23 protein-coding genes are annotated in these 26,578 nt (G+C 73.0%); 7 read left to right on the top strand and 16 right to left on the bottom strand.

The genetic code is table 11. The features are described from left to right. Nucleotides 1-541 precede the first annotated feature (541 nt). On the bottom strand, nt 542-976 hold the full coding sequence (locus CLV63_RS29395; protein ID WP_106586506.1) for an SgcJ/EcaC family oxidoreductase: 435 nt from the start codon (nt 974-976) through the stop codon (nt 542-544). Nucleotides 977-1,348: 372 nt separating this feature from the next. Between CLV63_RS29395 and CLV63_RS29390 the strand changes: the two genes are divergently transcribed. Beyond that, nucleotides 1,349-2,143, top strand: coding sequence for an SDR family NAD(P)-dependent oxidoreductase (locus tag CLV63_RS29390; protein ID WP_106586505.1), 795 nt, complete (start codon nt 1,349-1,351; stop codon nt 2,141-2,143). Between the two features lie 67 nt (nt 2,144-2,210). On the opposite strand, the gene CLV63_RS29385 is transcribed toward CLV63_RS29390, so the two are convergent. From CLV63_RS29385 to CLV63_RS29355, 7 genes are all read right to left on the bottom strand, one after another. After that, complete coding sequence (locus tag CLV63_RS29385; protein WP_106586504.1) at nt 2,211-2,519, bottom strand: GNAT family N-acetyltransferase; 309 nt, start codon at nt 2,517-2,519, stop codon at nt 2,211-2,213. 118 nt (nt 2,520-2,637) lie between these two features. After that, nucleotides 2,638-3,585 (bottom strand): DUF5996 family protein, encoded by a 948-nt coding sequence (locus CLV63_RS29380; RefSeq protein WP_106586503.1) that lies wholly within the window; start codon nt 3,583-3,585, stop codon nt 2,638-2,640. 756 nt (nt 3,586-4,341) lie between these two features. Next, nucleotides 4,342-5,532: an MFS transporter gene (locus CLV63_RS29375; RefSeq protein ID WP_106586502.1), complete on the bottom strand. Its 1,191-nt coding sequence runs from the start codon at nt 5,530-5,532 to the stop codon at nt 4,342-4,344. A 128-nt stretch (nt 5,533-5,660) separates the two neighbouring features. After that, nucleotides 5,661-6,257 (bottom strand): TetR/AcrR family transcriptional regulator, encoded by a 597-nt coding sequence (locus tag CLV63_RS29370; RefSeq protein ID WP_106586501.1) that lies wholly within the window; start codon nt 6,255-6,257, stop codon nt 5,661-5,663. Between the two features lie 118 nt (nt 6,258-6,375). Beyond that, complete coding sequence (locus CLV63_RS29365) at nt 6,376-7,065, bottom strand: vitamin K epoxide reductase family protein (RefSeq protein WP_106586500.1); 690 nt, start codon at nt 7,063-7,065, stop codon at nt 6,376-6,378. Beyond that, nucleotides 7,062-7,745 carry a DsbA family protein gene (locus tag CLV63_RS29360; protein ID WP_106586499.1) on the bottom strand — a complete coding sequence of 228 codons (684 nt, stop codon included), beginning with the start codon at nt 7,743-7,745 and terminating at the stop codon, nt 7,062-7,064. The genes CLV63_RS29365 and CLV63_RS29360 overlap by 4 nt, the downstream gene beginning before the upstream one ends. 138 nt (nt 7,746-7,883) lie before the next feature. After that, nucleotides 7,884-8,306: a hypothetical protein gene (locus CLV63_RS29355; RefSeq protein ID WP_146165697.1), complete on the bottom strand. Its 423-nt coding sequence runs from the start codon at nt 8,304-8,306 to the stop codon at nt 7,884-7,886. 83 nt (nt 8,307-8,389) lie between these two features. On the opposite strand from CLV63_RS29355, the gene CLV63_RS29350 reads away from it, so the two are divergent. Continuing rightward, complete coding sequence (locus CLV63_RS29350) at nt 8,390-9,472, top strand: VIT1/CCC1 transporter family protein (RefSeq protein WP_106586497.1); 1,083 nt, start codon at nt 8,390-8,392, stop codon at nt 9,470-9,472. 162 nt (nt 9,473-9,634) lie between these two features. On the opposite strand, the gene CLV63_RS29345 is transcribed toward CLV63_RS29350, so the two are convergent. Next, nucleotides 9,635-10,720, bottom strand: a complete 1,086-nt coding sequence (locus CLV63_RS29345) for an FAD-dependent oxidoreductase (RefSeq protein WP_106586496.1) — start codon at nt 10,718-10,720, stop codon at nt 9,635-9,637. A gap of 103 nt (nt 10,721-10,823) precedes the next feature. On the opposite strand from CLV63_RS29345, the gene CLV63_RS29340 reads away from it, so the two are divergent. The 3 genes from CLV63_RS29340 to CLV63_RS29330 all read left to right on the top strand — a co-directional run bounded on the left by CLV63_RS29340 (nt 10,824) and on the right by CLV63_RS29330 (nt 13,375). Further along, nucleotides 10,824-11,264 (top strand): MarR family winged helix-turn-helix transcriptional regulator, encoded by a 441-nt coding sequence (locus CLV63_RS29340; RefSeq protein ID WP_106586495.1) that lies wholly within the window; start codon nt 10,824-10,826, stop codon nt 11,262-11,264. 243 nt (nt 11,265-11,507) lie between these two features. Then, on the top strand, nt 11,508-12,371 hold the full coding sequence (locus CLV63_RS29335; RefSeq protein ID WP_106586494.1) for a metallophosphoesterase family protein: 864 nt from the start codon (nt 11,508-11,510) through the stop codon (nt 12,369-12,371). A gap of 179 nt (nt 12,372-12,550) precedes the next feature. Continuing rightward, nucleotides 12,551-13,375: a class I SAM-dependent methyltransferase gene (locus tag CLV63_RS29330; protein ID WP_106586493.1), complete on the top strand. Its 825-nt coding sequence runs from the start codon at nt 12,551-12,553 to the stop codon at nt 13,373-13,375. A 65-nt stretch (nt 13,376-13,440) separates the two neighbouring features. On the opposite strand, the gene CLV63_RS29325 is transcribed toward CLV63_RS29330, so the two are convergent. Both CLV63_RS29325 and CLV63_RS29320 read right to left on the bottom strand, forming a co-directional pair. Then, entirely contained in the window at nt 13,441-14,784 is a 1,344-nt protein-coding gene (locus CLV63_RS29325; protein WP_211301532.1) for an aspartate aminotransferase family protein, read from the bottom strand. Between the two features lie 44 nt (nt 14,785-14,828). Beyond that, nucleotides 14,829-16,349 (bottom strand): CoA-acylating methylmalonate-semialdehyde dehydrogenase, encoded by a 1,521-nt coding sequence (locus tag CLV63_RS29320; protein ID WP_106586491.1) that lies wholly within the window; start codon nt 16,347-16,349, stop codon nt 14,829-14,831. A 128-nt stretch (nt 16,350-16,477) separates the two neighbouring features. Here CLV63_RS29320 and CLV63_RS29315 point away from each other — a divergent pair, with 128 nt between their 5' ends. Next, nucleotides 16,478-18,121 carry a PucR family transcriptional regulator gene (locus tag CLV63_RS29315; RefSeq protein WP_106586490.1) on the top strand — a complete coding sequence of 548 codons (1,644 nt, stop codon included), beginning with the start codon at nt 16,478-16,480 and terminating at the stop codon, nt 18,119-18,121. A gap of 30 nt (nt 18,122-18,151) precedes the next feature. On the opposite strand, the gene CLV63_RS29310 is transcribed toward CLV63_RS29315, so the two are convergent. The 4 genes from CLV63_RS29310 to CLV63_RS29295 all read right to left on the bottom strand — a co-directional run bounded on the left by CLV63_RS29310 (nt 18,152) and on the right by CLV63_RS29295 (nt 23,883). Beyond that, entirely contained in the window at nt 18,152-19,465 is a 1,314-nt protein-coding gene (locus CLV63_RS29310; RefSeq protein ID WP_106586511.1) for an MFS transporter, read from the bottom strand. A 127-nt stretch (nt 19,466-19,592) separates the two neighbouring features. Then, nucleotides 19,593-21,224, bottom strand: a complete 1,632-nt coding sequence (locus tag CLV63_RS29305) for a hydantoinase B/oxoprolinase family protein (RefSeq protein ID WP_106586489.1) — start codon at nt 21,222-21,224, stop codon at nt 19,593-19,595. Nucleotide 21,225: 1 nt separating this feature from the next. Continuing rightward, nucleotides 21,226-23,229, bottom strand: a complete 2,004-nt coding sequence (locus CLV63_RS29300; RefSeq protein WP_106586488.1) for a hydantoinase/oxoprolinase family protein — start codon at nt 23,227-23,229, stop codon at nt 21,226-21,228. Nucleotides 23,230-23,286: 57 nt separating this feature from the next. Then, complete coding sequence (locus CLV63_RS29295; RefSeq protein ID WP_106586487.1) at nt 23,287-23,883, bottom strand: helix-turn-helix domain-containing protein; 597 nt, start codon at nt 23,881-23,883, stop codon at nt 23,287-23,289. A 170-nt stretch (nt 23,884-24,053) separates the two neighbouring features. Between CLV63_RS29295 and CLV63_RS29290 the strand changes: the two genes are divergently transcribed. After that, the gene (locus CLV63_RS29290) at nt 24,054-25,490 is read left to right on the top strand and encodes an NAD(P)/FAD-dependent oxidoreductase (RefSeq protein WP_106586486.1); all 1,437 of its coding nucleotides are present in this window, start codon (nt 24,054-24,056) and stop codon (nt 25,488-25,490) included. A gap of 30 nt (nt 25,491-25,520) precedes the next feature. Here CLV63_RS29290 and CLV63_RS29285 read toward each other — a convergent pair whose 3' ends face one another. Further along, complete coding sequence (locus CLV63_RS29285; RefSeq protein ID WP_106586510.1) at nt 25,521-26,456, bottom strand: arginase family protein; 936 nt, start codon at nt 26,454-26,456, stop codon at nt 25,521-25,523. Between the last annotated feature and the right edge of the window lie 122 nt (nt 26,457-26,578).

Genomic DNA, 26,578 nt, shown 5'->3' with positions numbered 1-26,578 from the left:
CCAGCCCACCGGCCGAAGCCGGGGGAGGCGCCTGGGATCCTTCGCTTTCGAACATGTGTTCAGTATATGTTCTTCTTACAGGGATGACCAGGTATGGTTCGGCTAATCTGGTGCCGTTTCCCTTGTTGTGGCGCCATGGGCGGGGGCCGTTGATTCGGTCGTGGTTCGGGGCGCGGCGAACGTTTCGGTGTTGGCGCAGGTCAGGTCCTGAGGCCGCCGGGCGGCGTGCACTCAATGTCGCAGGCCACTCGGCCGACGGAGTGGTCTTGTACCGGCGGGTTCGACCCGGGAGGGGCCCGGTTCTCCTTTGCCGGGTCCGCCGGGCGGCCTTGTCGCAGGGCGGGATCCCGGTGGCTTGCAGCGGCACCGATGGCGGTCCGGTACCGCGGCGGGCGTTCACCCGCGACACGTCAGCGCGCCGCATCCTCCCTCCCATTGCTGATCCCGATGAAAACGGGTCTCGCCACCGCGGGCGGACTTTCGGCTGCCTGGGCACGGTGGGCGTGAAAGGGGGCTCGGGGTTTGGCCCGGATGGTCCGGGTCAGCCGTGGGCGTTCCACATGCGGCTGTTGTGGAACGACGTGAACAGCCACTCCCCGTCCTGCTTCATCGCCACACGGGTCTGGATGGACAGGTCCTCGGTGCGGCACTCCTCGGCGCCGGGCTGGAGGACGCAGACACCGCTGGTGATCACCACAGCGGTCGTGGGCGACGCGAAGCGGATGTGCGTCTCCCTGGCCTGCGACATGCGCGTGTTCGCCATGAACGTGGCGAACCCCTCCTGAAGGCTCTCGGTGATCTCGGCGCGGGTGCGCAGGTGCTCGCCGTTGACCGCGACGAAGTCGGCGTCCTCGGTGAACGTCGCAGCGAACGCCGCGCCGTCGACCGCCCACGCCCGCACCTGCTGTTGCAGCAGTTCGTGCAGCGCAGCCATGTCAGCACCGTCCACGCGGCCCTCGTCAGCCGTCTCCGCCATAGCCGGTTCTCCCGCCCTACCGCCGATTCCGATAGCACCGCGGACCGGTGCGCAGTCGAGCGTAAGCGCGGCCGTTGGCGACGGGACACCAGCCCCCGGAACCGGTGGGTCGGCGCGCGTTGTCGCAGGCCCGGAGCGGGCGCCGGGCACAGGCATAGGACACGGACACAGGGTGCGACGCGCGGTGCGGACGCCTACCGCTTGGGCCGCCATGCCTGATGAGAGGATTCATTCCGGCCCATCTGGCAGCCAGCGGCGGCCGCCCGGTAGCGGCCACCCGGCAGCAGGCGGCAAGGCCCCCATGGCGACCTGCGTCGCCCGACCAGCGGCCGGGAGCGGACCGGTCACACCCCACTCGGCGAAGGGTCCTCAATGCACATCGACCTCACCGGCAGGACCGCGCTGGTCACCGGCTCCACCCAGGGGATCGGGGCGGCGATCGCCACCGGGCTGGCCGCAGCGGGCGCCCGCGTCGCCATCAACGGGCGCCGCCCGGAATCCGTCGACGCCGCGATCGACCGGATCCGCGCAGCCGTGCCGGCCGCCGACCTCGTCCCCGCGCCCGGCGACGTCGCCACCGAGAGCGGCGCCGAGGGGGTGGCGGAGCTGCTGGTCGGGGTGGACATCCTCATCAACAACCTCGGTGTCTTCGGCGCGCAGCCCGCCCTGGAGATCAGCGACGCCGACTGGCGGCGCTACTTCGACGTCAACGTCCTGTCGGCGGCGCGGCTCACCCGAATGTTCCTGCCGGGCATGATCGGCCGGTCCTGGGGGCGGATCCAGAACATCGCCAGCGACTCGGCGATCGCCGTCCCCGCGGAGATGATCCACTACGGGATGTCCAAGACGGCGCTGCTCGCGGTGTCGCGCGGCTTCGCGAAGGAGGCCGCCGGGAGCGGGGTCACCGTCAACTCCGTCATCGCCGGACCGACGCACACCGGCGGCGTCGAGGACTTCGTCTACGAGCTGGTCGACCGCGACCTTCCCTGGGAGCAGGCGCAGCGCGAGTTCATGCGCGAGCACCGGCCGCAATCGCTGCTCCAGCGCCTGATCGAGCCGGAGGAGATCGCGAACATGGTCGTCTACCTCAGTTCGCCGTTCGCCTCGGCCACCACGGGTGCCGCCGTCCGGGTCGACGGCGGCTACGTGGACGCGATCGTCCCCTGACCACCGCGCCCTGACCACCGCCCCGGGACCGCCGCACCCGGGGCGGGGTCCCGGGGCGGGTGCTCCCTCAGTCCTTGGCCGTGGTCGCGGGGGCGTCGTAGACCAGGTCGGCGTACTCGGGGTGCCGCCCGATCCAGGACTTGACGAACGGGCAGACCGGCAGCACCGACCGCTTGCCGTGCTTGCGGACGTCGTCCAGGGCGCCGCGCACCAGCGCGCCGCCCACCCCCTTCCCCTCGAAGGCGGGATCGACCTCGGTGTGGGTGAACACGATCAGCTCATCGGTGAGCGTGTAGGCGGCGAATCCCGCGGTGCTGCCGTCGCTGCGGGCCTCGTACCGATTGTTCTCGGGAACGTCGATGACGGAGATCTCCATGGCGGTTCCTCCCCCTCTTCCTCTCCTCGGCGGTGTGTGCGGACCGACGCGTCCCCGACCGCTGCCCGGCGGGGCGGCGGCGCAATCCCGGGGCCCGGGCCTGGACCCGGTGCACGTGTCAGCGTCCGTGCAACTGAAGTACGGGGTCGGTGATTCCCCGGGGGCACGCCAGCGCGTCGACGTCCCAGCCCGACAGCCGCGCACCGGCGCGGTAGGCGCTCTCGTAGAACTCCAGGACGCGTGCCTGCGGGTCGGGGGCCGTCCGCACGTCGGCGTAGCGCAGGATCGCCAGATGCCCGCCGCGGCTCTGCGGCACCCACGACGCCTCCGCGGGCCGCAGCTCCTGCGCTGCGATCCCGTCGGGTTCGGGCGCGGTGTAGGAGTAGAACGCCGGCTCGGGCATCGCGTCGTCGCCGAACCAGAAGCCGGAGCTGACGACGTCCTGCGAGTAGGCCTCGCGCACCACCGACCCGGCCTCGCGCGGCTGTTCGACCAGGTTCGGGCCGAACCGGGTGGCGGCGATGTCGAACGTGTGCCAGAAGTGGTGGACCGGGCTGACCTTCCCGGTGAACCCGGCGGAGAACTCCTCCAGCAGCAGGTTCACCCGGCTGAGGACCTGCCAGTAGCGGTTGACCCAGAACGGGTCGTACGCGGCGTGCTCGTCGTCCTCGGAGAAGGGCCTTTCGGCATCGGGCAGGTCGAAGGGGTTGTCGTGGGGGACCGCGACCCGCACGCCCAGGTCGGCGAGGGCCCGGTGGACACCATCGTGGAATGCCGCGACCGACCGGCCGACCAGCGGGATGGTCGTGCGGCGGCCGTCGAGCACGGTGACCTGCACCTCGTGCGACACGAAGTCGAAGTCGACGGTGAAGACGGGGTTGCCGTCGGCCTGGCCCATGGGGCGGCTGGTCACGCCGCGCCCGGTGACGTGGAACGGCACGTTCCACCAGTGGTTGCGCCGCACGCTCGCCGCCAACCGGATCTTGCCCACGACCTGGAGGAAGCGGTGCAGGGTCTCCTTGCTCTCGACCCACTCCGACAGCGGCAGTTCCGGGAAGTCGCTCATGGCGGCACCCTAACCCGGCCTTCGCGGTACCGGCGCCTCCGCCGGGCGTGTCCAGCCGGGTTTCCGCAGCCGCGAAAACCCGCCCTGCACGGCGAGTTCGCGGGGTCGCCGGCCACTTCGCGAATGAGGATGCCGGTGAGGATGGCGGGAAGGTCGTGGCCTTGCCCGGCTTCCGGGTAAGGGCTCCGGCAGGTTGCCCGTCCGCGCAGCGGATCTGGGTTGGGCTGCCAGGAAGGCCGTGTGGCCCTCACTGCGCGCCGGGGGTGGGTGCCGAGAGCGTCCTGCGCCGCGGGGGACCTGGGCTGTGGGGGACCTGGGCTGTGGGGATGGCCGCGTGGAGCCTGCCGTGCGCCGGGGGTGCGCGCCGAGAGCGTCCTGCGCCGCGGGGGACCTGGGCTGGGCTGCCGTTGAGCCTGCGCAGCAGCGTCGGCCGAAGCGGACGCCGGGCCGTCTCTGCTCGGGGAGGGCCCGGCGGCCGGGAGGGGTGACGCGGGTGTCTGACGTGGGTTGTGTGGGGGGCCGAGCCCTGCGGTCATAGTGCGGGGGTGTGTTTCGGCCGTCGCGGGCCCCCGCTGCGCGACAATCGCGAAGCGGCGCAGTAGGGGCGTGCGCAGGCTTTCCGGCAGCCTGGCCGCTGTCTGCCGGGGCGGGGGACGCTCTCGCCCGCGGATGTCTTCGGTCCACTCGCCCGCGGGCGTCTTCGGGCGAAACGCCCGTGGGGGTCTGCGGTCCAGTCCCGGAGGTTCGAGGCTGACCCTAGGTGTTCACCGGGTGCGGCTCGGTGGGCTGGTGGGGTTCTTCCGATGCCGGGGTGCGGCGGGTGAGGGCGGGGGCGAGGGTGGCGAGGCCGATCGCCGCCAAGGCCGCACCGAGCCACAGGGGCCCGCGTAGTCCGAACTCGCCGATGGCGAGGCCGCCGAGCCACGACCCGAGCACGACCCCGAGGGTGATGAACGACCCGTGCACGGTGTTGACCAGCGGCCGGGCGTTGGCGGTGCGCTGGACCCGCAGTGCCATCGCCGGGTTCATGGTGACGCCGACCAGGCCGATCCCGAGCATGAACACCACCGCTGCGGCGCTGATGTCCGCCAGGAGGGCGAACCCCGTGAGGAACACCAGGTTCAGCGCGAGCCCGGCGGTGAGGACGCGCAGTGTGTAGCGGTCGGCGAGGCGCCCGACGACGGTGTTGCCCACCAGGGTCGCGAGGCCGTAGGCCATGAGCAGTAGCGGGACGGTCTCGACGCTGAACCCGGAGACCTCGGTGAGGATCGGGTTGAAGTAGCTGAACGCCGCGAACGTCGCGCCGATGATGAGGGTGCTGGTGGGCAGCGCCAGCCACAGGCGCGCGTTCTTGAAGGCGCCCAGTTCGTCGCGGAGGCCGCCGCCCGCGTCGCCGGCGGGCGCCATGCGCGGGACGCCGACGGCCGTGCACAGCGCGGCGATCACGGCCAGCCCGGACACTGCCCAGAACGCCCCGCGCCAGCCCAGCTGCCCGCCGATCAGCGTCGCGAGCGGCAGCCCGAGCAGGGTGCCCAGCATCAGCCCGTTCAGCACCACGGCCAGCGCCCGGCCGCGCACCTCCGGACGGGTGAGGTGGGCGGTCGCCGAGACGGAGACACCGAAGAGCGCCTGCGAGGCGACCCCCGTGACGACGCGCGCCACCACCATGACCCAGTAGTCGGGGGCGGTGGCCGCGAGGACGTTGCCCGCGAGGAACGCCGCGAACAGCACCAGGAGTGCGTTGTTCGGTCGCATGCGGAGCAGGAACACGGTCGCGACCGGGCCGCCGACGGCCATGGCCGCGGCGAAGATGGTGATGAGGTAGCCGATCTGCGGGATCGTGGCGTCCAATCCCGCGGCCATTTGCGGCATCAGCCCGGCGACGGCGAACTCGCTGGTGACCATGGTGAAGATGGCGAAGGCCAGGACGTATACGGCACGCGGCATGGCAGAGGTTCCTGTTCGCGAATGTTTTGGACTGATCGATTCATAACTGGGGCGTGCAAAGGCGCACCGTGGCGGGTGCGCGGGTCGGTGAGCCGGCGCGTCAGTGGGCCGGTGCGCGGGTCAGTGGGTCAGGGGGCCAGCGCCTCGATCGCCGTTGCCGCGATGGACTCCAGCGTGGCGCGGTCGGCGCCGCCCTGCGCGGCCACCCGCATGCCGCTGATCATCGAGGTGACGAAGTGGGCGAGGGTCTCGGGGTCCTGCCGGGTGCCGAACTCCCCTGTGCGCTGGCCGAGCGCCAGGACATCGCGCAGGGACGACAGCCGCAGTTCCCGGTCGCGGTCCAGCAGCTGGGCCGTCTCGGCGTCGTGCCCGGCGAGTTCGACCGTGGTGTTGACCGTCAGGCAGCCGAGGCTGCGCCCCTCCCGCCGGTTGCTGAACTCGCCCTCGATGATCTGGGCGAACAGCGTCCGGATCCGTTCGGTGGGCGGCTGCTCCGCGTCGTCAAGGACGGCGGTCTGCGCCGATGTCATGCCGTCCATGTAGCGGGTCAGCGCCCGTTGGAAGAGTTCGTGTTTGCTGGTGAAGGTGTTGTAGATGCTGCTGCGGCCCAGGCCGGTGGCGTCGCACAGATCCTTGGTCGAAGTGGCTTCGTAGCCGTTGGCCCAGAAGGTGCGCATCGCGGCGTCAAGGGCCCGTTCCTCGTCGAACATCCTCGGTCGGGCCATGGGAGTACCGTAACACGTTTTGGAACGATCGATTCAATACGGCGGTCCCGGTGCGGCACGGGGGACGGGCGCCCGCCCCCGTGCCGGGGCGCCGCCGGTGTTCTGGCGGCGCCCATTGTCACAGCAGTGAACTCCAGTAGGTCCAGAACGCCTGCGCGATGGCGGCCAGGACCGCCAGCGCCCACAGCGTCAGCACCACGGTGTGGTTGCGCGCGAGGACGTCGGCGGGCCCGCGCAGCGGGCGTGGGACGGGGATCGTCCCGGCACGCAGGTTGTGCAGCGTGACGTACCAGCAGATCGGCACGGTCACCGCCCACACCGCCATGCAGTAGGGGCACAGGGCCTGGATGCGGTACAGGCTCTGGAAGATCAGGTAGTGGACGAACCCGGCGCCGAACAGCGTGCCCGCCTGCATGCCCAGCCAGAACCAGCGGCGGAACTCCGCACCGGCCAGCAGGGCGGCCCCGACCGTGGTGACGACCGCGAAACCGGCGACCCCGATCAGCGGGTTGGGCACGCCGAAGACCTCGGCCTGCGGGGTGGTCATCACCGTGCCGCACGACAGCACCGGGTTGATGCTGCACGTCGGGACGTGGGTCGGCTCGGCGAGCACCCGGATCTTCTCCACCAGCAGCGCCGCGGCGGCGGCGAGCCCGATGCCGCCGCCGACGGCCAGCAGCCACGGCAGCGCCCTGCTGATGACGGTCACCCCCGCCCCGGGCGCGGTGCCGACCGCAGCGGGCGGGGCCGTCCGGGCCGTCTGGGACGTTTGAGACGTCCCGGACGGCCGGGACGTCCGCGCGGTCATTCGCCCAGCTCCGCGTCGACCATCGAGGAGAGGGTCGAGTAGTCGGGCATCGACTCGGTCTGGCGGCCGTTGACGAAGATGGTCGGCGTGCCCTGCACGCCGAGTTTCACGCCGTCCTCGAAGTCGGCGTCGATCCGCTTCTCGGTGGCGGGGGAGTCGACGGTCTCGCGGAACTCCCCGATGTCGAGGTCGAGCTCCTTGGCGAAGCTGACGAACAGCTCGGCCTTGGACTCCTGGGACTCCCCCCACCCCGCCTGGGTCTCGTACATCATCACGTACATCTCCTCCAGCGCGCCCTGCTGGGCCGCCGCCTCCACGGCCGCCGCAGCGGGCCGGGAGTTGGTGTGGCCGGGCATCGGGAAGTAGCGGATGACGACGTTCACGCGCCCCTCGTACTCTTCGCGGAGCCGCTCCATGGCGGGGAACTGGGCGCGGCACGCCTCGCACTCGAAGTCGAGGAACTCCACGACGGTCACGTCGGCGTCCTTCGCGCGCGACAGGTAGCGGCTGTCCTCGCGGACCAGCAGGTCCGCCCGTTCCGCGGCGGACGGGGGAGACGCGGACTCCTCGGGCACCCCGGAGCCGCGCGGGGCGCCGTCCGCGTTGTAGACGACCACGCCCACCACGAGGAGGACCGCTGCGAGGACGAGGGCAAGGGTGATCACACTGTTCTGGGTCACGATGCATCCAGTTCGGGTTCTGTCGGCCGACGCGGCACACGCGCCGCGGGGCGGCGGCGTCGCGTCGGACCCGGGCGCGGAGGCGGCCCGGTCGGGTCGGTTCGGGGCGGTCGCGGGCGCCATGAGGCGCCGACCGGCCTAGACCCGCTGGATGCAGAGGGAGACGAGGAGGCGCGCCCCGCTGCGCGCGGGGGCGGGAACGGCGCGCACCAGCCAGGAGTGCGGGCGTCGGGGGGCGATCCGGAACGCCGCGAGCACGGCGGCGCCCACGCCGAGCAGCACGAGGACCTGGCCGGCGGCGGCCCGCTGGTCCGCGCTGGAGTCGCCGTCGCCGTGGCACAGGAGTGTGGACTCCGCCCCGCCGGTGCCGTGCGGAACGGGGCCGGTCTCGGGCGGCTCCGCGGGACCGTGCGCGGGGGCGGCGTGCGCCACTGCGGGGGGCGTGTCGGCGGCGGCGACCGAGGTGTGGCAGACCGAGCACAGGAACTGCGCGAGTACCAGCAGCGCGAGGAGCAGCACCCGCGGTGCCGACCGCCGCCGCATCCCGATCGCCCTGGTCACGATGCGCACCTTACCCAAGCTTTTCCGGCACCGGCCTGCGGGGCGGCCCGCGGCCGCCGGTCCGGCGGGAGAGGATTCCCGGTATGAGTGACGGGGGACCGCGGCGGCCGGAACCGCCGCCCGCGAAGGTCCGCAAGTGGCGCCGCCTGCTCGCCGACGAACGGGAGGCCGCCCGCGCCTACCGCGTCCTCGCCGACCGCCGCAGCGGCGCCGAGCGGGAGATCCTGCTCGGGTTGGCCGACGCGGAGGAGCGCCACGTCGCGCACTGGGAGGGCCTGCTCGGCGCGGAGGCCGGCCGGCCGCGCCGCGGTTCGCCGCGGACCCGGCTGATGACGTTCCTCGCCCGCCACTTCGGCTGGGTGTTCGTGCTGGCGCTCATGCAGCAGGCCGAGAACCGGCCGCTGTACGACAGCGACGACGACGCCCCCGCCGCCATGGCGGCGGACGAGCGGATCCACGGCGAGGTGGTGCGCGGGCTGGCGGCGCGCGGGCGCGCGCGGATGTCGGGCACGCTGCGCGCCGCCGTTTTCGGCGCCAACGATGGCCTGGTGAGCAACATCGCCCTGGTGATCGGCGTGATCGGCGGCGGGGCGAACCCGCAGGCCGTGCTGCTCACGGGCCTGTCGGGGCTCCTGGCGGGCGCATTGTCGATGGGCGCGGGGGAGTACATCTCGGTGACCTCGCAGCGGGAGCTGCTCGCAGCTTCGGCGCCGGACGACCTCGCCGCGTCCTCGGTGCCCGAACTCGACGTGGACGCCAACGAGCTCGCCCTGGTCTACCGGGCGCGCGGCATGGCGGCCGAGGACGCCGACCGCCGAGCGGGCGAGGTCCTGCGCAGCCGGGCCCCCGCCCCCGCCGCGCGGGAGCCCGACCGGGGCACCGATGTCGTCGGCACCGCGATGGGCGCCGCGACGTCGAGTTTCCTGTTCTTCGCCGCCGGTGCGGTCATCCCCGTCCTGCCGTACCTGTTCGGGATGCAGGGGGCCGCGGCCGTGGTCGTCGCCGGGGTGCTCACCGGGGCCGCGCTGCTCGTGACCGGCGCGGTGGTCGGCGTGCTCTCGGGCGCGCCCCCGCTGCGCCGCGCGCTGCGCCAGTTCGCCATCGGCGCGGCGGCAGCGGCGGCGACCTACGTCCTCGGACTCCTCTTCGGCTCGACCATCGGCTGAACGCGGCAGGGGACATGGCCGGGACCCCGACCGCGATCGCTGCCGGGACGCCGCCTGGGCCACGGCCCGAGCAGCGGCCTTTCCCCGGCGCCGCGCGCCGCGGGCGGCCGGAAGACTCCGGGACGGGGGCGGTCGGAAGACTCCGGGCCCGGGCCGGCTCCGTTAGCCGTCCTGTGCCGTCAGGGCCTCCGCGAAGCGGCCGACCATCAGGTCCGCCCCTTTGAGCTGCGAGGTCGTCTCGGCGTCGAGGATTCCCATTTCGGCGCTGTAGGAGGCGCCGCCCTTGGGGCCCAGGGGCAGCGCGATCCCCGGCCCCTCTGCGCGGTAGGCGGCGAGTTCGCCGTCGCCCGTGATCAGGGCGCGGATGTTGGCGGCGACCACCTCGGCGTGCTTTCCCGCTGCCGAGGCCCTCTTCGCCTCGGGGACGGCGGTGATGTCGCCGATGGCGAACACCCGCTCCTGGCCGGGAAGTCGCAGTTCGAGGGTGACGTCGAGGCGGCCGTCGCCGCGCCGCGCCGCCGCCAGGTCGTCTCCCAGGTATCCGGTGGCGGGGGCGGAGCCGAAGCAGCGGAACCAGATGTCGGCGGTGATCTCCCGGCCCGACTCGGTGAGTACGGTGAACGGCGCGGCTTCACCCGCCGCGGACGGCGGGTTCGTGCTCAGGGACGTGCCGAGGACGAGTTCGACGCCGAGGTCGTCGAGCTGGCGGCGGACCTCCGCTCGGAACTCGTCGGGGTAGGCGGGGACGATGGCGGCGGCGGGGTCGACGATGGTCACGGACTTGCCCGACCACGCCGCCTTGATCTCACCGGCGAGTTCCAGCCCGACCGGGCCCGCGCCGAGCAGGAGGACGTTCTCGGCCTGCGCCAGTTCGGCGTGCGCGGCGCGGATCCGGGTCTTCGAGGTGGCGCTGTCGTCGGTGTCGGTCTTCGCGGGGAACGGGTAGGACGCCCCCGTCGCGAGGACGGTGTAGTCCGCGGCGATCCGGTCGCCGGAGCCGAGGTCGACCCCTGCCGCGTCCACGCGGACCGCTCGGTCGCGGACGACCCTGCCGCGGCGGAGCAGCCGGTCGTAGGGGTGGAAGAGCTGGTCCGTCCAGTCGGGGTCCACGAGACCGCGCAGGGCGGCGATGTTGTGGACGAATGTGTCGCGGGGTTCGACGAGGACGACGTCGGCCACGTCGTCAAGTGCCTTGGCGACGGCGGTGCCGCCGTATCCCGCGCCGACGACGACAACGGTTTCACTCATGGGGTTCCTCACAATTGGTTCGCAATACCTACTGTTCGTAACACGAATCAAATTAGTTCGTGTTGCGAATCGTTGTCAACTACACTCCGCAGGAGGGGGTGCGATGAGCGAGAACGCGCAAGAGACCCGGATCGCCGATGCGCTGATCCAGGTCACACGCCTGGTCGAGCGGGTGTTCGCCGAGGTCGGGCGTCACTGCGAACTCACACCGCAGCAGGCCCAGCTGCTCTGCCTCCTCACCGATGGCCCCATCGGCATGACCGACCTGAGTCGGCTGCTCAACCTGGAGAAATCCAGCCTGACCGGCCTGGTCGACCGCGTTGAGCGGCGCGGCCTGGTCGCGCGCCACCGCGACACCTGCGACCGGCGCGCGTGGCATGTCGCCCTCACTGAGGAAGGCCAGCGGGCGGGCGCCGAGACCCACGACCTCGTCAACGCGCGGCTGGAGGCGCTCGCCGAGGACCTGCCCGCCTCCGACCGCGACCAGGTCGCCGCGGCCCTCGTCCACCTCCTGGCAGCCCACCGCCGCACCACCGCCGACTGACCCCGCGCACCCCGCCCGGGGGCATCGCCACCGGTCGGCCCAGCGCCGTCCCGTGCCGCCGGCCCGACCCGCGCACCGCGTCCCGCCGGACTGCCGCCGACCGCCCCCTGTCGTCCCGTGCCGCCGCCCGCCTCCTGGCCGGCCGACCGCTATCGCCTAGGATGTGCGGATGCTGGGCATATATGGGTTTCCCGTGCCTGTTCGTGGCGTTCTGGAGGCGTTCGTGCGATCGGAGCCGCGGCCATGAGCCCCGAACCGCGGCTGCTCGCGGTCAGCGACCTGCACGTGACGCACGCGGGCAACGAAGGGGTCCTCGACAGCCTGCGCACCCCCTGCCCCGATGACTGGCTGATCGTCGCCGGCGACGTCGCCGAGTCGGCCGCCGAGATCGAACGCGTCCTGAAAGCGCTCGCCGACCGGTTCGCGACCGTGCTGTGGACCCCCGGCAACCACGAGCTGTGGACCGTCCCGAGCGACGCCGTGCAGCTGCGGGGGGTCGCCCGCTACGAGTACCTGGTCGAGCTGTGCCGGAGCCTCGGCGTGGTCACCCCCGAGGACCCGTATCCCGTGTGGGAGGGGGCCGGCGGGCCGGTCACGGTGGCGCCGCTGTTCACGCTCTACGACTACTCGTTCCACCCGCCGGGCACGGCCACGAAGGACGAAGGGCTCGCCTACGCCCACGAGACCGGCGTGGTGTGCACCGACGAGTTCCTGCTGCACCCCGACCCCCACCCCACGCGCGACGCGTGGTGCGCGGCCCGGGTGGCGTACACCGAGCAGCGGCTCGGCGCCGTCGCCGACGAGCGGCCCACCGTGCTGATCGACCACTATCCGCTGGTGCGCGACCCGATGGACATCCTCTACTACCCGGAGTTCGCGCAGTGGTGCGGCACCGTCCGCACCGCCGACTGGCACACACGCTTCAACGCCGTCGCCATGGTCTACGGGCACCTGCACATCCCCCGCTTGACCCACTACGACGGCGTCCGCTTCCACGAGGTCTCGGTCGGCTACCCGCGCGAGTGGAAGCGCCGTCCCCAACCGGCGAGCCGCCTGCACCCCGTACTCCCCGCCCCGGCCGACGGCCCCGGAGCGGCGTCCGGCTGACCCGCCGGTGCGCCATCCCGACGGAGTGGCCGGTCCCGGCCTGCGGTCGGGGCAGCGGCTGCGGCTGCGGCTGCGGTCAGAACTTAACGGTTCCTTGACGCCGGGAGCGGGCTCCACAGGCGTAGTTTGTCGCTGTGTCCGGCGGGTGCCGCCGACCGCACCGACCGATCAGAGGAGCCATGGAACGCGAGAAGATCAGCCTCACCGGGGCCCCGGCGACCATGCTGGCCACCCTCTACGCGCGGGCGCTGGACAACAGGCTGCCCGTCCCCGTCCTGGGCGACACCGAGGCCGACCGCACGGTCCGCCGCATCGACTACGACTTCGGGGCGATGGGCATCAAGGACACGTCGTCGGTCGTCGGTGTCGCGCTGCGCGCGAAGTACTTCGACGACTGGACGACGGAGTTCCTGGCCGCCCACCCCGACGCCACCGTGCTGCACCTCGCCTGCGGGCTCGACACCCGGGTCCACCGCATCGCGCCGCCCGCGTCCGTCCGGTGGATCGACGTCGACTACCCCGACGTCATCCGGCTCCGCGAGCGGCTGCTCCCCGACCCCGGCGGCGACTACCGGATGGTCGCGTCATCGGTGACCGATGACGCGTGGCTCGACGAGATCCCGGCCGACCGCCCCACTGTCGCGGTCTTCGAGGGCCTGTCGATGTATCTGACCAAGGACGACGGCAAGCGGCTGATCCAGCGCATCACCGGCCGCCTCCCCAGCGGCCAGCTGCTCTTCGACTGCTACGGCACTGTGGGCGTCCGGATGCAGAAGCTGGTCCCGGCGGTGCGCAACACCGGGGCGATCCTGCATTGGGGCGTCGGCGACCCGCATGAGATCGAGGGCTGGCACGAGGGCCTGGTCCTGCTCGACACGCTGCGCAGTGTGGAGCTGCCCGGCAACGCGCAGATGACCGCGTCGGCCCGGGCCGGGATGTGGGTCATGGCGCGCATCCCCGGTCTCCGCGACATCGGGCGGCTCCTCCGCTTCAGCTACACCTAGGATCCGCCGCCGTGCGGCGGGGCCCGGGGTCCCCGGCGGGCCCCCGGGCCCCCGGGCCCGCCGTGTCAGGCCGCGTGCGCGTCGGTGCGCTCAAGGGCCGCGTCCAGGATCGCGAGGCCCTCGCGGGCCAGGTCCGCCGTGATCGTGCACGCGGGCACCACATGGACCCGGTGGTAGGTCGTCGCGAGCAGCAGCCCCGCCTTCGCGCAGTCGGCGGTGAGCTCCCGCATCGCGGCGCTCGTGCCGCCGTAGGGGGCGAGCGGTGTCTTCGCCGCGCGGTCCGAGACCAGTTCCAGCGCCCAGAAGACGCCGAGGCCGCGCACGTCGCCGATGACGGGGTGGCGCTCGGCGAGGGCGCGCAGCCCGGGGCCGAGCACGGTCGCGCCGATCTCCGCCGCGTTGGCGACGATGCCGTCGTCCCGCATCGCCGTGATCGCGCCGACGGCGGCCGCGCACGCCAGCGGGTGGCCCGAGTAGGTCAGCCCGCCGGGGTAGGGCCGTTCGTCGAAGGTGCGCGCGATCTCGTCGCTGATGGCGACCCCGCCCAGCGGCACATAGCCGGAGTTGACGCCCTTCGCGAAGGTGATGAGGTCGGGCCGCACACCGTAGTGGTCCACGGCGAACCAGTGGCCGGTGCGCCCGAACCCGCTCATGACCTCGTCGGCGATGTAGACGATCCCGTGCCGGTCGCAGATCTCGCGGACACCCTGGAGGTACCCGGGCGGCGGCGGCATGATGCCCGCCGTGCCCGGCACGGTCTCCAGCACGATGGCGGCGATCGTCGCGGGCCCCTCGAACGCGATGGTCTGCTCGAGGTGCGCGAGCGCCCGCTCGCACTCCTGCTCCTCGCTGTCCGAGTAGAACGGGGAGCGGTACCGGAAGGGGCCGAAGAAGTGCACGACCCCGGCGGTGCCGGTGTCGTTGGGCCAGCGGCGCGGGTCGCCGGTGAGGTTGATCGCCGTGCTGGTCGACCCGTGGTACGACCGGTACCGGGAGAGGACCTTGTGCCGCCCGGTGTGCAGCCGGGCCATGCGCACCGCGTTCTCGACGGCCTCGGCGCCGCCGTTGGTGAAGAAGACCCGGTCGAGCCCCTCGGGTGTGCGTTCGGCGATGAGCCGGGCCGCCTCGCTGCGCGCCCTGTTGGCGTGCGACGGCGCGATGGTGCACAGCTCCTCGGCCTGGTCGCGGATCGCCTGGACGACCGCGGGGTGCTGGTGGCCGATGTTGGTGTTGACGAGCTGGGACGTGAAGTCGAGGTAGCGGTTGCCGTCCGCGTCCCAGACGTGGTCGCCCTGCGCCTTGCTGATGACCATCGGGTCGAGCGCGGCCTGCGCCGACCACGAGTGGAAGACGTGGGCCCGGTCGAGTTCGTAGGTGCGCCGGCCGTCGTCGGCCGCTGGGACGGGCATGTCCAACTCCTGCCAGTGGTGGGGTCGCCGGGTGGGGGCCGCCATCAGGTGTTCTGCGGGAAACCGAGGTTGATGCCGCCGTGGCTGGGGTCGAGCCAGCGGCTGGTGACGACCTTGCCGCGCGTGTAGAAGCGGACCCCGTCGGCGCCGTAGGCGTGGGAGTCGCCGAACAGCGAGTTCTTCCAGCCGCCGAAGGAGTAGTAGCCCACCGGGACGGGGATGGGCACGTTGATGCCGATCATGCCGACCTCCACCTCGTTCTGGAAGCGGCGCGCCGCGCCCCCGTCGTTGGTGAAGATGGCGGTGCCGTTGCCGTAGGGGTTGGCGTTGACCAGCTCGATCGCCTCGTCGTAGGTCGATGCGCGGAGCACCGACAGCACGGGTCCGAAGATCTCGTCGGTGTAGACGCCCATGCCGGGGCGCACGTGGTCGAAGATCGTCGGGCCGAGCCAGAACCCGTCGGCGCCGCCGTCGGCCTGCACCGTGCGCCCGTCGAGCACCAGGGTGGCGCCGTCCTGCTGCCCGGAGTCGATGTAGGACGCGACCCGGTCGCGGTGCGCGCGGGTGACCAGCGGCCCCATGTCGCAGCCGCGGCGGCCGTCGCCGGTCCGCAGGCCGGCCGCGCGCTCGGCGATCTTCGCGACGAGCTCGTCGGCGACGGGTTCGACGGCGACCAGCGCGCTGATGGCCATGCACCGCTCGCCGGCGGAGCCGAACCCGGCGTTGACGGCGGCGTCGGCGGCGAGGTCGAGGTCGGCGTCGGGCAGCACGACCATGTGGTTCTTGGCGCCGCCGAGCGCCTGGACGCGCTTGCCGTAGCGGGACGCGGTCTCGTAGACGTAGCGCGCGATCGGGGTCGACCCGACGAAGGACACGGCCTTGACCTGCGGGTGGCTCAGCAGGCCGTCGACGGCCTCCTTGTCGCCGTGCAGGACGTTGAACACGCCGTCGGGCAGCCCGGCCTCCTGCCAGAGGCGCGCCATCCAGTTCGCGGCGGACGGGTCCTTCTCGCTGGGCTTGAGGACGACGGTGTTGCCCGCGGCGATCGCGATCGGGAAGAACCACATCGGGACCATGGCGGGGAAGTTGAACGGGCTCACGATGGCGACCGGGCCGAGCGGCTGCCGGATCGAGGACACGTCGACGCCGGTCGAGGCGTTTTCGGACATGTCGCCCTTGATCAGGTGCGGGATGCCGCAGGCGAACTCCACGACCTCCTGGCCGCGGGAGACCTCGCCCAGCGCGTCGTCCAGGACCTTGCCGTGCTCGGCGGTGATGATCTCCGCGAGTTCGCCCTTGCGCTCGTTGAGCAGCTCCCTGAACCGGAACAGCACCTGCACCCGCTTGGCGAGGGAGGTGTCGCGCCACAGCGGGAAGGCCTTCGCGGCGGTGCCGACCGCCGTGTCGACGTCCTCCGGGCGGGCGAGCGCCACGCGGGTCCGCACGGCGCCGGTCGCGGGGTCGAAGACGTCGGCCCAGCGCGCGTCGTGCGCCGCGCCCGGGAACGGCCGGTTCGCCACCCAGTGCGTCACATCGTCGCGGCGGGAGTCGGTGTCGACGGTCATGGGGTTCCCTACTCTGCGGAGACACGGTTGCCGCTCCCCAGCCTGCCGACGGCGGGCCCCGGCTGTCGAGATGCAGAGTGTCTGCTCAACGGCGCTCGAAAAGACAACCTGTCGGTAGGATTCGAGGCATGCCGACCATGCCCACCCTGGGCGCGATCCTGGACCTCCCGATCCTGCGCCAGGGCCGGCCCGAGGTGCTGAGCGGGGCCGACGCACTGAGCCGCGCGGTGCGCTGGGTGCACGTCAGCGAACTCGACGAGTTCTCCGCGCTCCTCCAGGGCGGCGAGCTGGTGCTGACCACCGGGCTGGGCCTCGGCAGCGACACCGACAGCCAGCAGCGCTACGTCCACGGCCTCGACCGGGTCGGCGCGTGCGGGGTCGTCCTGGAGCTGGGGCGCCGGTTCACCGAGCCCCCCGCGGGGCTGCGCAGGGCCGGGCAGCGGCTCGGGTTCCCCGTCGTGGTGCTGCACCGGCCCATCCGGTTCGTGGAGGTGACCGAGCAGGTCCACTCCGCGATCGTCGCCGACCAGCTCCAGCGCCTGCGGTTCTCGCACGACGTGCACCGCACCTTCTCGTCCCTGAGCGCCGAGCACACGTCGATCCCGCGGATCCTGGCGCACACCAGGGCACTCGCCGGCGCGCCCGTGGTGCTGGAGGACATGGGGCACCGGGTGCTCGACTACGACCTGGGCGACGCCCCCGCGGCGACCGCCCTGCGGCACTGGGAGCGGCGCTCCCGCGACGCCGCCGACACCGGTGTGAGTCGGCCGCTCGGCAACGAGCGGTGGACGGCCGCGCGGGTGGAGTCGGCGGGGCAGGCGTGGGGGCGGCTGATCGTCCTCGGCTCCGGCCCCTTGGACGACGCCGACGCCGCCATGCTGCTGGAGCGCGCGGCGCAGGCGCTGGCGCTGGCGCGGCTGCTGGAGCGCGACCGGCAGGGGGTCGAGCAGCGCGCGCACTCGGGGTTCCTCAGCGAACTCCTCGGCGGCCGCGGCGGGGCGGCGGCCGACCTCGGCGCGCGCGCCGCCGCGCTCGGGCTGCCCTCCGGGGCCCGGTTCACGGCGCTGACCCTGGCGCGGCGCGGCGCCACCGCGGGCCCCCCGCCGGTCGAGCCCATCACCGCGGGCCTGGGCGACACGCGCGTCGCCGAGGCGGCCGCCGCTGCGGCCCGCGGGCTGCGCGTCCCCGCGCTGGTGGGCTCGCTGGCGCTGGGGTCGGTCCACGTCCTGGTGTCGCACGCCGAGGCGGCGCACGCCGACCGCGACCTCGACCGGTTGGCGGCGGCGGTGCACGACCGCCTCGCCGCGCTGCCCGAGAGCACGGGGGAGTGGGTCATCGGCGCCGCCCGCCCGGCCGGCACCCTCGGCGACGCCGGGCGGCGGCTCGCCGAGTCGGCGCACATCGCGCGGGCCGCCGCCACCCTGCCCGAGCGGGGGGCGGCCCGGCCGATCCACCGCACCGAGGATGTCCGGCTGCGCGGGCTCATCGCACTGCTGCACGACGACCCCCGCGTCGAGGCGTTCGCCGCCGCCGAGCTGGCGCCGCTGCGCGACCACGACGCCGAGCACGGCACCGCGCTGTTCGGGCTGCTGACCGCGTTCGTGCGGTCCGGCGGCAACAAGACCCGGCTGGCCCGTGCGGCGCACTTGAGCCGCGCGGCGCTCTACCACCGGCTCGCGTCGATCGAGGAGGTCCTCGGGGTCGACCTGGCCGACCCCGAGACCGTCACCTCACTGCACGTCGCCGTCCTCGTCCACGAAATGCGAACCTGACCGCGCCCTTTCAGCGACGCCCGCCGGGGCTCAGGCGGACTTCGGGGTGCTGCCGATCTGGAACCGGGCGAGGACCGCGCAGCTCAGCGCCATGGCGAGGGCGATCACCGCGGAGAACACCGCGACCGGCCACACCGAACCCGTCGCGTCGAGGAGCGCGGTGGCCACCACGGGCGAGAGCCCGCCGCCCAGCACCGCCGCGAAGTGGTAGCTCAGCGAGGCGCCCGTGTAGCGGGTCTCGGGGCTGAACAGCTGCGCCACCTCCGCGGCGAGCACGCTGTAGGACGCCCCGATGAAGACCATCGCGACGCCGACCGCGATGTACAGGTACATCGGGTCGGCCGTGCTCGCCAGCAGGAACGCTGGCCCCGACCAGAGGAGCAGGCCGATGGCGCTGAACGCGGCGATGGCGCGCGGGTTGAACCGGCTCGCCGCGATCGCCGCGATGACGATGGCCGTGCCCTGCACGACCGCGGCGACCAGGTTCGCCGACTGCGACACCGACGCCGACATGTGCAGCGTCTCCGTCGCGTAGACCAGCATGAAGCTGGTCATCAGGTAGTAGGTGACGAACACCGCGGAGAACGCGCCGAGGCCGATGAGGAGCTGCTTGACCTGGGTCTGGAAGACGACGGCCAGCGGTGCCTTGCGCGACTCCTGGTTGCGCAGCGCCTCCTCGAACTCCGGCGACTCCGCGATCTTGGCGCGGATCAGGAACCCGATGGGCACGAGGATGATGGAGAGCAGGAACGGGATGCGCCACCCCCAGTCCGCCATGGCGGCGTCGCCAACGAGCGCGCCGGTCCCGAGGAACACCCCGGTCGCCATCAGCAGCCCGATGGGCGAGCCCAGTTGGGCGAACGAGCCGTACAGGGTCTTCTTGTGCGCGGGCGCGTGCTCGATGCCGATGAGCGCGGCGCCGCCCCACTCGCCGCCGACGGCGAGTCCCTGGAGCAGGCGGCACGCCACGAGCAGGATCGGGGCGGCGAGCCCGATCTGGTGGTAGCCGGGCAGCACGCCGATCACGAACGTCGCACCGCCCATGATGACGAGGGTCGCGATCAGGGTCTTCTTGCGCCCGATGCGGTCGCCCCAGTGCCCGAAGACCACCGCGCCCAGCGGGCGGGCCACGAACCCGGCGCCCAGGGTCGCGAAGGACAGCAGGATGCCGGTCATCGGGGCGGCCTCCGGGAAGAAGACCGCGTTCAGGACCAGCGCCGCGGCCTGCGCGTAGATGAAGAAGTCGTACCACTCGATCGCCGTGCCGATCGCTGAGGCCGCGGCGACGCGGGGCAGCGAGACGGACGGGGTCTGAGTGGGGGCCGACGCCGTTGGTTTGTCCACGGTGTGCACCTCCTGGGGATGAACGAGCGGGGCGGGTGGGGCTGGGCTGGGGTGGGGCGGGGACGGGATGTCGGCGGGGCCGCCGCGTGCGGCTGCGGCGGTCCCGCCCCTGCGTGCCGTGCCGGGGTCAGACGACCTGGTGGAGGCGGTCGGCGGTCCGTTGCTCCGGCGGGCGGTCGGCGGGGTCGCCGAAGCCGCCGCCCCCGCCGGTGACGACCGCGATCCGGTCGCCGGTGTCGAGGACCTCGCTGAAGACGCAGTCGAGGTGCTGGACGGTCCCGTCGGCGCGGGTGATGCTGAAGTCGCCGGTCTGCCCGACGGCGCCGCCGGACAGCCCCGAGGCGCCCGTGCGGTGGCGGTCGGCGTAGCCCGCGACGCTGACCCCGTCGCGCAGCGCCTCGTACACCCTGCGGATGCCGAGGCCGCCGCGCCGGGCGCCGTCGCCGCCGCTCCCGCCCACGAGCGCGTACTCGGTGATGCGGAAGTGGTCGTAGTCGGTCTCCAGCGCCTCGACCGGTGAGTTCGCGCAGTTGGAGATGGGGTTGTCGAGTGCGTCGGCGCCGTCGTGCTCGGAGCACGCGCCCCAGCCGCCGCCCAGGATCTCCAGGACCACCTGGTAGCGGCCGGTCTCCGCGGCGAGGTGGCTCACGGCGAACGCGGTCGTGGTGTCGAAGCCCGTTGCGACGGCCTGCTCGGGCAGGACCTCGCCGAGGCCGCGGACGATCGCGTTGAACACCCGGCTGGCCGGGGTGAGCCGGGCGCGCACCGCCGCCGGCGGGCGCGGGTTCAGGATCGACCCGTAGGGCGCGGTGATGGTGACCGGCCGGTTGCAGCCCTCGTTGAAGGGCAGGTCCTGGTCGTCCAGCATGCACCGGATGGCGCTCTGCGCAGCGGAGACCGTCGACGCGAACGGGCAGTTCACGTTCCCCGTGATCTGCGGGCTGCTGCCGGCGAAGTCCACCCGCAGCTCGTCGCCGTCGACCGTGATGCGCGCGGTGACGTTCGCGGTCCCCCCGCCCCACGGCGACGCGTCGAGGTACTCGGTGATCTCCCTGACGCCGTTGGGGATGCGGGAGATTGCGGCGCGCACGCGGCGCTCGGCGTAGTCCTTGAGCTCATCCATCGCCGCGAGGAAGTCCGCGGCCCCGTGCCGCCCGGCGAGTTCGGCGAACCGGCGCTCGGCCGTGCGGTTCGCGGCGAACTGGGCGTTGAGATCGCCGATGACGAGGTCGGGGACGCGCACGTTCGCCCGGATCAGCTGCTCGACGAAGCCGCCGTTCCAGTCGCGCGACGCGGAGAACCGCGACAGCGGCAGCCGCAGCCCTTCCTGGTACACCTCGGTCGCCTCGGCGTTGAGCCCGGCGTGGCCGCCGCCGACGTCGACGTGGTGGGCGACGCTCGCCGCGAACGCCACCAGGTCGCCGTCGAGGAAGATCGGTGTGAACAGGTAGATGTCCTGGAGGTGCTGGCCGCCGCTGTAGGGGTCGTTCATCAGCAGCGCGTCGTCGGGGGTCAGCGCGTCGATGTCGACGTGCTCGGCCAGCCCGCGCAGCGCGAGGGAGATGCCGGCCGTCATGATCGGGATGCATTCGGCCTGCACGATGACCTCGCCGCGGCGGTCGGTCAGCGCGACGGAGAAGTCCCGCGCCTCGCGCACGATGGAGGAGAACGCCGCGCGCTTCAGGTCGGCGGCCATCTCGCGGGTGATGGACTCGTAAGCCGATTTCAACACGCCCATACGGGCGGCTTCCAGCGTCATGTCAGGCCCTCTCCAGCAGCAGGTTCGTGTGGGCGTCGACCCGTGCCCGCCACCCCGAGGGCACGGCGACGGTGGACCCGGTGTCCTCGATGACGGCGGGGCCGTCGACGGCCGCCCCCGGGGCGAGGCCGTCGCGGCGCGCGTACCGGGCGGTCGTCCGGCGGCCGTCCTCGATGAACGGGGTCTCGCCCGATTCCTCCGATGACGGGATGACGTGCGGCAGCGGGAGGTCGGGGCGGCGGTCCTCGACCGTGAGCCGCAGCGCGACGATCTGCACGGTGCGCCCGGGGTCGCTATGCCCGAACCGGCGCGCGTGGGCGGCGTGGAAGTCCGCGATGAGCGCCGCGGGGTCGAGGGCCGCCGGGTCGAAGGGGACGGGCAGCTCGAACCCCTGGCCGGCGTAGCGCAGGTCGGCGGCCCACAGTCGGTCGGCGCCCTGCGCCTCGACCCCCTGCCCGGCCAGTTCCTCCTCGGCCTCCTTCGCCATCTCCGCCATGACGGTGTGCAGGTCGGCCGCGCCGGCGCCGGCCGCGTCGGCGATCAGCCAGGTCCGGGAGAACTCGCGCCGGAATCCCGCGGTGAGCAGGCCGTATGCGGAGGTCAGCCCGGAGTGCGGCGGGATGAGGACGCGGCGCATGGCGAGTTCGTCGGCGACCGCCGCGGCGTGCAGGGGCCCGGCCCCGCCGTAGGCGAGCAGCGTCGTCCCGTCGAGTTCGTGGCCCTGCTCCACGGAGACGACGCGGATGGCGTTGGCCATGGCGACGTTCGCGAGCCGCACCGCCTCCTCGGCGACGGCCTCCACGGTGCTGCCGAGGCGTTCGGCGACGGGGGCGAGCGCGGCGACGGCGGCGTCGCGGTCGAGCGCGAAGCGCCCGGCGAGCTTGGTCTCGGCGCGGATGGCGCCGCGCACCAGGTTGGCGTCGGTGACGGTGGGGCGGCGCCCGCCGCGCCCGTAGCAGGCCGGGCCCGGGTCGGCGCCGGCGCTCTCGGGCCCCACGGTGAGCAGCCCGCCGCGGTCGACGGCGATGATGCTGCCGCCGCCGGCGCCCACGGTGTTGATGTCGATGAGCGGCACCCGGACGGGCAGGCCGTCCACCGAGGTCTCCGTGGCGATCGTCGGCCGGCCGCCGTCGACGAAGGCGACGTCGGTGCTGGTGCCGCCCATGTCCATGGTCACGATGCCGTCGAACCCGGCGTTGCCGGCCGCCGTGATCGCGCCGGACACGCCCGCTGCGGGCCCGGAGAGCAGCATGGTGACCGGGCGCGCGATGACGGCCGCCGGCGGGACGATGCCGCCGTTGGACTGCATGACCTGCAACGAGCGGATGCCGAGCGTGCCGGCCGCGTCCTGGAGGTTGCGGATGTACTCGGTGACCCGGCCGCGGATGAACGCGTCGACGGTCGTGGTGGTGGTCCGCTCGAACTCGCGGAACTCCCGGACGACCTCGCTCGACGTCGACACCGGCAGGTCGGGCGCGATCTCGGCGATGAGCGCCCGGACCCGCTGCTCGTGCTCCGGGGCGGCGTAGGAGTGCAGCAGGCTTACGGCGATGGCGGCGACGCCGCGTTCGAGCAGGTCGGCCACTGCTGCGCGGACCGAGTCCTCGTCGAGTTCGCGCACAACGGCGCCGGAGGCGTCGACGCGCTCGTCGACCTCGCGGATGTCGCGGCGCCCCACGAGCGGCTCGGGCTTGCGGTACTTCAGGTCGTACATGGTCCGGCGGTCCTGGCGCTGGAGGAACACCACGTCGCGGAAGCCGCGGGTGACGAGCAGCCCGATGGGGCCGCCCTTGCGCTCCAGCAGCGCGTTGGTGGCGACGGTGCTGCCGTGCAGCAGTTCGGCCCCGTCGACCAGCCCGGCGGGGAGCTCGCGCAGCGCCGTGACGACGGCCCGCGCGGGGTCGGACGGGGTGGAGAAGACCTTGTTGGTGGCGAGGATCGCGCCGTTGCCGTCCAAGACCACCAGGTCGGTGAACGTGCCGCCGCACTCGATGCCGATTCGCACGGATGTCCTTTCGTCGCGGTCCGGTTCCGCTCGCTTGCCGGTCGGTTCGCCTGCCGGTCAGTAGCTGGGCGGGCTGATGCTCCACAGGACCTGCGCGGTCCCGCCGTCGGCCTCCCTGGCGCGGTGGGGGGTCGCGCTGGAGTAGCTCACGGAGTCGAGCGGCCCGAGCAGGTGCCGCTGTTCGCCGAGGGTGACCTCGATCCGGCCGGAGATGACAAGGAGGAGCTCCTCGGAGTCGCCGTGCGCGTAGGGCTCGTCGCCGGTGGTGCCGCCCGGCTCGAACTCGCCGAGGAAGACCTCCAGGTGGTTGTTGCCCTTGGGGGTGAGGCGGATCTTGCGGGCCGCGGTGCCGAAGCGGAACGGGGACGCCTCGGCGTAGCGGTGCAGCGCGGTGTCGTCCGACCAGGACTCGTCGAACAGTTCGCCGACGGTCAGCCCCAGCACGGCGGTCACGCGTTGCAGCGTCGCGACGCTGCCGCTGACCCGGCCGCGTTCGAGCTGGCTGAGGAAGCCCTCGCTGAGCTCCGCCTGCCGGGCGGTCTGGGCGAGGGTGAACCTCTTGGCCTTGCGGCGGCGGCGCAATCGCGGGCCGATGCCCTCTTTGGCGTCGCGCCCCTGGTCGGGGGTCGAAGGCGGCGGAGTCGGCTCGTTCATGATCAGCGAAGTTACCGAGCGCACCGGCACAATGCAAGATTGGTTTTGTCCCAGATAAGTTTTCTTTACACAATGCTCTGAACTGTGATTCCATGGCCCGAATCCCGTCGCGGCCGGCCCTCCGCCGCCGAAGCGACCCCGGAAACCCAACTCACGGAGTTGTCACCACCATGTCCGGAAGCGCACTGCGTCACGTTCCCCGAGCGGACGACTTCGCCAACGGAAGAGTGTCCTTCTGGCTGCGGCAGACCGGCCGGCCCGAGCCCCGGCCACCGCTGCCCGGCTCCGCCGACTACGACGTGTGCATCGCCGGCGGCGGGTACACAGGGCTGTGGACGGCGTACTACCTCAAGGCCGCCCGCCCCGACCTGCGCATCGCCGTCCTGGAGAAGGAGTTCGCCGGGTTCGGCGCATCGGGGCGCAACGGCGGCTGGCTGTCGGCGGAACTCGCCGGATCGAAGCGCCGGTTCGCCAAGACGCACGGCCGCGGCGCCGTCATCGACCTCCAGAACGAGATGCGCGCCTCGATCGGCGAGGTCGCCTCGGTGGTCGAGAAAGAGCAGTTGGCCACCGAGGTCGTCCGCGGCGGCGTGTTCAGCGTCGCGGTCGGCGCCGCCCAGCGCGATCGGCTGCACGCCAAGGTCGAGGCCCTGCGCGCGTGGGGCTGCACAGAGGACGACCTCCGCCTGCTGCCGCCCGAGGAGCGCGCCGCCCGCATCGCGGTGCGCGGCGCCTCGGCGGCGTCCTGGACCCCGCACGGCGCGCGGATCCAGCCGGCGGAACTCGCGCTGGAGCTCGCCCGGACGGTGGCCTCGATGGGCGTCGACCTGTTCGAGGGCACGGCGGTGACCGAACTGCGGCCGCGCACGGGCGGCGCACCGGCGGCGGCGGTCACCGACCGCGGCACCGTCCGCGCCGAGTACGTCATCCGCGCGACCGAGGGCTTCACGGCGTCCCTGCGCGGCGCCGAGCGGACGCTGCTGCCCATGAACAGCTCGATGATCGTCACCGAACCGCTGCCCGCCGCGGTGTGGGACGAGATCGGCTGGCAGGGGCGCGACCTGTTCAGCGACAACGCCCACACCTACGTCTACGGCCAGCGCACCGCCGACGACCGCATCGCCATCGGCGGCAGGGGCGTCCCCTACCGCTACGGCTCCCGCTGGGACGCCGACGGCGGCACCCACCCCAAGACCATCCTGGCGCTGTGGAACGTCCTGGCCCGCTACTTCCCCGCCGCCCGCGACGCCGGGATCGCGCACACCTGGAGCGGCATCCTGGGCGTGCCGCGCGACTGGTGCTCCAGCGCGGGGATCGACCACCGCACCGGGCTGGGCTGGGCCGGCGGCTACGTCGGCCACGGCGTCACCACGACCAACCTCGCCGGGCGGACCCTGCGCGACCTCGTCCTGCGCGAGCGGACCCCGCTCACCCGGCTGCCATGGGTCGACCACCGCGCCCGCGACTGGGAGCCCGAACCGCTGCGCTGGATCGGGGCGCAGGGCGTGTACGCGCTCTACCGCGAGGCCGACCGCAGGGAGAACGCCGGCCTCCGCCGCACCTCCGCCCTCGGCCGCATCGCCGACCTGGTCAGCGCCCGCGAATAGCCACCCCCGGACGCGCAGCGCGGCGTGGCCTCAGGCCCCGGGCCGCGCGCCCGGCGCCGCACGGGCCGGGTCCGTGTACCCGGCGAGGCCGTCGTCGAGGATGTCGGCGAGGAGCCGCGCGTATCGGCCGTCGGGGTCCAGGTCGGGATCGAAGACGGTCACCTGGATCCCGACCGCCTGCGGGGCGAGGGCGCGAAGGAGCCGGACCAGTCCGTCGGGGTCGATTCCGCCGGGGTCCGGACTGTCGACGGCCGGCATGTGGACGGGGTCGAGCACGTCGACGTCGAGATGCAGCCAGTAGCCGTCCGCGCCGCCGCTCAGCGCGGTCCGCCGGGCCTGCTCCGCGGCATGCGGGAGGGCGGCGCCACTCAGCCCGGACGCGGTGACGACCGCGCCGAGCAGGCCGCGAACCTCGGTGAGGTGTTCGTCGTCCGCACGGCAGCCGAGGTGCGCGGTGCGCTGCGGGGCGAAATAGGGGCCGAGCGCGTCGATGTCGCCGACCGCGGGCCAGTGCAGGCCGATCGCTGCGGCGAGGTCCTCGCCCGCGAGGCTGGCGCACTCGGTGCTGTTGCCCGGGTGCCGGAAGTCCGTGTGGCCGTCGACGTGGACCAGCCCGAACTCCCCCGAGCGCCGGAGGGCGAGCCCGGCGCCGAGGAGCAGACTGCAATCCCCGCCCAGGACCAGTGGTGTCGTGCCGCGTCCGATGAGGTCGGCGATGCGGGCGGCGACGCGGCGCGCGTGGTCGATGATCGCGGCCTGGTTGCGGACCTCGCGAGGGCCGCGGTCCGCGGACTCGACGTAGCGTCCCGGCAGGACGACGCCCGCCTCGTGTGCGCCGCGCCGCACCAGCCGGTCATGGAGGCCGGCCTCGCGAAGCGCCTCGGGCGCCTTGCTCGTGCCGGGTGTCGCACCCGGCTCGGGAGGACGCAGGCCGAGATCGGTCGGGGCGGAGAGGATCGACAGCACGCGGCAATCCTTCCCGGAAGAGGGCCGGAACCGCAACGCGGGGCCCCGGTCCGCCCCGCGAAAGCGCCGTGCCCCCGTCGCGTGGACGGCGTTGCGGCGGGGCCCTACCCTGGGCGCGGTCG

This window comes from Murinocardiopsis flavida, assembly GCF_003014485.1.
Taxonomy (GTDB): Bacteria; Actinomycetota; Actinomycetes; order Streptosporangiales; family Streptosporangiaceae; genus Murinocardiopsis; species Murinocardiopsis flavida.
This window is presented reverse-complemented; position numbering and strand designations above follow the sequence as displayed.

Coding starts and splice junctions, on each gene's coding strand:
- CLV63_RS29335 (WP_106586494.1), top strand. CDS start 11,508: ATGAGCCCCGAACCGCGGCTGCTCGCGGTCAGCGACCTGCACGTGACG.
- CLV63_RS29385 (WP_106586504.1), bottom strand. CDS start 2,519: ATGGAGATCTCCGTCATCGACGTTCCCGAGAACAATCGGTACGAGGCC.
- CLV63_RS29370 (WP_106586501.1), bottom strand. CDS start 6,257: ATGGCCCGACCGAGGATGTTCGACGAGGAACGGGCCCTTGACGCCGCG.
- CLV63_RS29340 (WP_106586495.1), top strand. CDS start 10,824: ATGAGCGAGAACGCGCAAGAGACCCGGATCGCCGATGCGCTGATCCAG.
- CLV63_RS29295 (WP_106586487.1), bottom strand. CDS start 23,883: ATGAACGAGCCGACTCCGCCGCCTTCGACCCCCGACCAGGGGCGCGAC.
- CLV63_RS29330 (WP_106586493.1), top strand. CDS start 12,551: ATGGAACGCGAGAAGATCAGCCTCACCGGGGCCCCGGCGACCATGCTG.
- CLV63_RS29375 (WP_106586502.1), bottom strand. CDS start 5,532: ATGCCGCGTGCCGTATACGTCCTGGCCTTCGCCATCTTCACCATGGTC.
- CLV63_RS29305 (WP_106586489.1), bottom strand. CDS start 21,224: ATGACGCTGGAAGCCGCCCGTATGGGCGTGTTGAAATCGGCTTACGAG.
- CLV63_RS29390 (WP_106586505.1), top strand. CDS start 1,349: ATGCACATCGACCTCACCGGCAGGACCGCGCTGGTCACCGGCTCCACC.
- CLV63_RS29365 (WP_106586500.1), bottom strand. CDS start 7,065: ATGACCGCGCGGACGTCCCGGCCGTCCGGGACGTCTCAAACGTCCCAG.
- CLV63_RS29315 (WP_106586490.1), top strand. CDS start 16,478: ATGCCGACCATGCCCACCCTGGGCGCGATCCTGGACCTCCCGATCCTG.
- CLV63_RS29325 (WP_211301532.1), bottom strand. CDS start 14,784: ATGCCCGTCCCAGCGGCCGACGACGGCCGGCGCACCTACGAACTCGAC.
- CLV63_RS29380 (WP_106586503.1), bottom strand. CDS start 3,585: ATGAGCGACTTCCCGGAACTGCCGCTGTCGGAGTGGGTCGAGAGCAAG.
- CLV63_RS29320 (WP_106586491.1), bottom strand. CDS start 16,349: ATGACCGTCGACACCGACTCCCGCCGCGACGATGTGACGCACTGGGTG.
- CLV63_RS29350 (WP_106586497.1), top strand. CDS start 8,390: ATGAGTGACGGGGGACCGCGGCGGCCGGAACCGCCGCCCGCGAAGGTC.
- CLV63_RS29395 (WP_106586506.1), bottom strand. CDS start 976: ATGGCGGAGACGGCTGACGAGGGCCGCGTGGACGGTGCTGACATGGCT.
- CLV63_RS29290 (WP_106586486.1), top strand. CDS start 24,054: ATGTCCGGAAGCGCACTGCGTCACGTTCCCCGAGCGGACGACTTCGCC.
- CLV63_RS29345 (WP_106586496.1), bottom strand. CDS start 10,720: ATGAGTGAAACCGTTGTCGTCGTCGGCGCGGGATACGGCGGCACCGCC.